The organism is Pedobacter agri PB92 (assembly GCF_000258495.1).
GTDB classification, from domain to species: Bacteria; Bacteroidota; Bacteroidia; order Sphingobacteriales; family Sphingobacteriaceae; genus Pedobacter; species Pedobacter agri.
On sequence record NZ_AJLG01000268.1, the window covers coordinates 1 to 4,627 of the forward strand.

4 protein-coding genes and 1 pseudogene are annotated in these 4,627 nt (G+C 37.9%); all 5 read right to left on the reverse strand.

Annotated features, from left to right (window positions below; all coding sequences use genetic code 11):
• Positions 1–502, reverse strand: a 502-nt coding sequence (locus ON09_RS22680; RefSeq protein WP_010603359.1) for a cytochrome ubiquinol oxidase subunit I, incomplete at its 3' end; no start/stop codon positions are given.
• Between the two features lie 233 nt (positions 503–735).
• On the reverse strand, positions 736–1,635 hold the full coding sequence (locus ON09_RS22685) for an MBL fold metallo-hydrolase (RefSeq protein WP_010603360.1): 900 nt from the start codon (positions 1,633–1,635) through the stop codon (positions 736–738).
• A 71-nt stretch (positions 1,636–1,706) separates the two neighbouring features.
• Positions 1,707–1,910 carry a hypothetical protein gene (locus ON09_RS22690; RefSeq protein WP_010603361.1) on the reverse strand — a complete coding sequence of 68 codons (204 nt, stop codon included), beginning with the start codon at positions 1,908–1,910 and terminating at the stop codon, positions 1,707–1,709.
• A 1,013-nt stretch (positions 1,911–2,923) separates the two neighbouring features.
• Entirely contained in the window at positions 2,924–4,072 is a 1,149-nt protein-coding gene (locus ON09_RS22695; RefSeq protein ID WP_010603362.1) for a cysteine desulfurase family protein, read from the reverse strand.
• A 3-nt stretch (positions 4,073–4,075) separates the two neighbouring features.
• Positions 4,076–4,627 (reverse strand): annotated as a pseudogene (locus ON09_RS22700) (phosphoglucosamine mutase); the annotation flags it as partial.

The window sequence follows — 4,627 nt, forward strand, 5'->3', positions numbered from 1 at the left end:
TGGGATCAATGTTCAGATATTTCCCATTGACAAAATCAAATCCTGCCGGGCTGTTCATCCAGGCATTTGCAGCCACGACCAATATTCCCGATGCAAGTCCGCTGACGCCAACAACCATTCCTGTAAACCAATGGAACCATTTATTTAATTTATCCCATCCGTAAAGGAAAAATCCCAGGGCTATTGCTTCTATAAAAAATGCAGTTCCTTCTAAAGAAAATGGCATACCGAAGATTGGCCCGGCGTGTTCCATAAATTTTGGCCAAAGCAGGCCAAGTTCGAAAGATAACATTGTTCCTGACACGGCTCCAGTGGCAAAGAAGATCGCGACACCTTTACTCCAGGCTTTCGTTAGGTTTTTATAAACTTCGTCATTTGTTTTTAGCCATTTGTAGTGCGAAACTGCCATAAAAAATGGCATCACCATTCCAATACATGAAAAAATAATATGAAAGCCTAATGATAAGGCCATTTGGGAGCGGGCTGCTAAAAAATCATCCATATCTGATTTGGATTTGTGTAACGCAAATATAACAGATAAGGCCTAAGCTTAAGTAGTTTACGCCCTACGCTTAGGATTTATTTCAAATATAGAATGTTTATAAATTGGAAAAAGATTTGCGCATATATACCTTGTTTTTTGACTTAAAAAAATTGTCATCAACAGCTCAAACTCACAACCGCTTTCAGTTGATGAGATCAGATACGTGAGCGTGTTGTCTCCATTTTTAAGATCTAAACGCCCTTTAATTCATCATAAGCTGCTGTTAAACTCCGTAGAATTCCTTCTCCCTGCCATTCAGGGGCATTGGGTATAGCGGTTGCCTTTAAGATGTCTTCTTTCGATTTTCCGGCTTTGATTTCGGCAGCCACAAAGGTTAATAACTTTTGAAGATAGTTTTGAAAGGCTTTAATATCGCTTTTATTTCCGGTTACTTTCTCTGGTTCACGGCTATGACCAAATATGAATAAGGTATCGTTATCAAACTGGTTGTGAATTTTTTCCAGTGCTGTAATCCAATTTCCGATGTGTGCGCCATTTTCTCTGTCGATGTAAGGATATTTTCGGTTAGAAACCAAATCACCCACATGCACAATATTTGCATTTTCGAAATGGTAAACGGCATCACCGTTGGTATGTGCAGAACCATAGTAATAGGCACTTATTTTTTCGTTCCCAACCGGCGCTTTCCAACCCGTACCAAAAGTAGTGTCTGGCAATAATTGTTTATCTAAATTATTGGCCTTCTCTGCTCCTCTTTTTTGGTTTACCAAAGAATTTTGGTGAGCAACAACTTTCTCTGCAAGACCTTTAAATGCAATATTTCCAGCGGTGTGGTCGCTGTGATGGTGCGTATTGATCAAATATTTGAATGGCTTCTCACCCAGTTTTTTCAATTCTTCAATTACATGAGGTGCAGAAGCTGGAAATTGTGAATCTACCACAACAAAGCCGTTGGATGAATTTAACCAGCCGATGGTTCCGCCCTGCTCAGTAAAAATACCAACATTATTTCTTAGCGGCTTGAAATTATATGCTCGAAATATTTCCTGCTGTGCGAATACATCTGTTTTATAAATTGAAAGCAACGCCATTGCTAATGCCGAGTGTTTAATAAAATTTCTTCTTTCCATTTTCAAATTAACTTAAAAAGCCACAACAAATGCTGTGGCTTAAATTTAATATTTTGCTTTGTGATAACTCGCTAAATTCCTGAACCTGGTGTAGTTCCTGGCTCATGCCCCGGACCAAAAGCATTGTTCTTGCGTCCTTTATCTTTATCAAATAAATTAGTGGCAACTTTTGATGACTTGTTATCATCAAGGTTTCTATTTTCTTTGATATCTTCGGCTGTTTTATCTAGCAATTCATTCTCAATGATTTTGCCTTTTTCTTTATCAGTTCCCATAGTATTTTCAATTGATGTATTATAGGAACAAGTAAAAATTTATTTTGTTTGTGATAGTTGTTTTAAGAATATGTTTTAACATATTTTACCCTGCCTTTTTTTAAAGCATATCACCCGCTTAAACTATAAACTCAAAGCATCGATCCAGATAGTTTCCTGAGTTCGTGTATACATCCAAATGAATTAAATTTCCTTTTGTGTATTTTATTGAAGTGATGTGAAGATTCAAATGAAAACGGCGTTAAAATAAACTTATAGATGTGTTTTCTGTCTGCTAACGATTTTCCATTCTCAAGATTTGTTGATTGTGGAGTAATTTCATAATTTTCCATAACGATAAGATTTATAGAAAGCCTTGGTTGCTTTCGTGGGTTGATTAAATTTTAGAACGAATGTATTCTTGAGCCGAAACTCAAAAATTTAAAAAGCTGTTGTAAAATTTGCCTAACCTTATACCATGGGAGTTTTGATAAGGTTTCGTTGAGGAACTAATTGCTATTGGCTTATAGGTGGCCTTTATCTTATTTAAATATAAGTTTTTGTTTCGAGATATACAAGAGTTTTGTATTAGCCAGACGGGCTTTCCACTTTTTCTTGATAAAAGGTGGACACAGCCGATCATTTTTGCGGATTCATGAATACAAATAAAAACGGTAAAATACAATTCAGAGCCGTTCATTCATCTTATTGTGCTTCGACCTCTGTGTTTCCGTGGCTAATCTTTTGAAAGTTTGCTTCCCCTTATTGTTTTAGTTAGTAGAATTCCCATCTTGAGAGAAGCCTGATAGACGGTTTGATTTATTTGTTATCCGCACCGAACTGACATAGCCAAGCATCACAAACCGTTGTAATCTAAACCTGATTGACGTGGAAACAAAAAGCTTTTTCTGCTTTTGTTGAGACAGAAAGCAGGACTCACTTTAATCGCCGAGCTGCAATTGCTTTTCAAAAAATTTGGGATAAAAAAAAGTCCCGAATTGCTTCGAGACTGTTCCTATTTGGTTAATGATATTTTAGGCTAAAGCATTTTGCTTAACCACCATTTTTACTTTCTCGATTACATAATCTAACTCTTCTTTCGTAGTGTATTTACTGAAAGAAAAGCGAACAGATGGACGATTCGGATCAGCTTTGATGCCGTTTAAAACATGTGAGCCAATATTTGAACCTGAAGAACAGGCACTACCGCCCGAAGCACAAATGCCGTTGATATCCAAATTAAACAGCAACATATCGGCCATATCCATCTCCGGGAAAGACACGTTTAATACCGTATAAAGGCTTTTATCTGCAGCTGTTTCGCCGTTGAAACCGATACCAGGAATTTCAGCAATTAAAGCTTCTTTTAAATAATCCTTTAACCCCTGAATATGGTTCTGGTGTTGCTCCATTTCTGCATAAGCAATTTCCAGTGCCTTTGCCAACCCTACAATGCCGTAAACATTTTCCGTTCCACCACGCATGTTACGCTCTTGGGCGCCACCATAAATCATCGGTGGAATTTTAATATTGCTGTTTACATACAAGAAACCGACTCCTTTCGGCCCATGAAGTTTATGTGCCGCACAAACGATGAAATGAGCTTTTAGTTCCCGTACATTGTGTGTATAATGGCCCATGGTTTGAACTGTATCGGCATGATAAATGGCATTGTATTTCTCGCAAATATCGCCAACTTTAATCATATCGGTTAAGGTGCCCAATTCATTGTTGGCATGCATTAACGATACGAAAGTACGTTCGTTGCTGGCAAGCAGTTCTTCCAGATGAGCGTAATCAACATTACCTTTCTCATCAATATTAACAAAACTTAGTTTATCAATTTCGCCATTTTTAAGCATCATATTTAAGGTATGCTCAACCGCATGATGCTCAATTTTTGAAGTGATGGCATGTTTAATTCCATAAGCCGAAATACCGCAGCGAATAGCCGTATTGTCAGCCTCGGTACCTCCCGAAGTAAAAAATATCTCGGATGGAGATGCGCCAAGAAGATTGGCAACTGTTTTACGAGCCTTCTCTACCAGGGTTCTCACCTCGCGACCCAGTGCATGAATAGCTGATGGATTACCAAAAGAGTTCTCCATCACATTTGTCATTTCTGCAATTACGTCCTTATCCAGAGGCGTTGTAGCTGCGTTATCTAAATAAACTCTTTTCATTTGCTAATTCAATTTAAGGATTTCTTTAATGTCTGAAATGATCTTGTTGGCCAAATTTTCGGCTACAGTTTCATTCTCAGCCTCGCTGTAAATACGGATAATCGGCTCTGTATTAGAACGGCGCAAATGTACCCATGTTTTATCGAATTCAATCTTCAATCCATCTATGGTACTGTATGGCTGGTTTTTATATTTCTCTTCTACCTGTTTCAATAAATTGTCGATATCCATTTCTGGAGTAAGGGTAATTTTATTTTTCGAAATGTGGTATTGCGGATAACTGCTTCTTAATAATGAAATAGATTTACCAAATTTAGCCAGGTGCGTTAAAAACAAAGCAATTCCCACTAAGGCGTCTCTTCCATAATGCGATTCAGGGTAGATGATTCCACCATTACCTTCACCACCAATGATAGCGTTGGTTTCTTTCATTTTGTTCACCACATTTACTTCACCAACTGCCGATGCGTTATAATCTGAACCTGCTCTTTCAGTCACATCGCGTAAAGCACGTGTTGATGATAAGTTTGAAACGGTGTGTCCTGGAGTGTTTTC

What these genes read in the sequence shown, in the direction of transcription:
- ON09_RS22685 (WP_010603360.1), bottom strand. Translation starts at nt 1,635, where the DNA reads ATGGAAAGAAGAAATTTTATTAAACACTCGGCATTAGCAATGGCGTTG.
- ON09_RS22690 (WP_010603361.1), bottom strand. Translation starts at nt 1,910, where the DNA reads ATGGGAACTGATAAAGAAAAAGGCAAAATCATTGAGAATGAATTGCTA.
- ON09_RS22695 (WP_010603362.1), bottom strand. Translation starts at nt 4,072, where the DNA reads ATGAAAAGAGTTTATTTAGATAACGCAGCTACAACGCCTCTGGATAAG.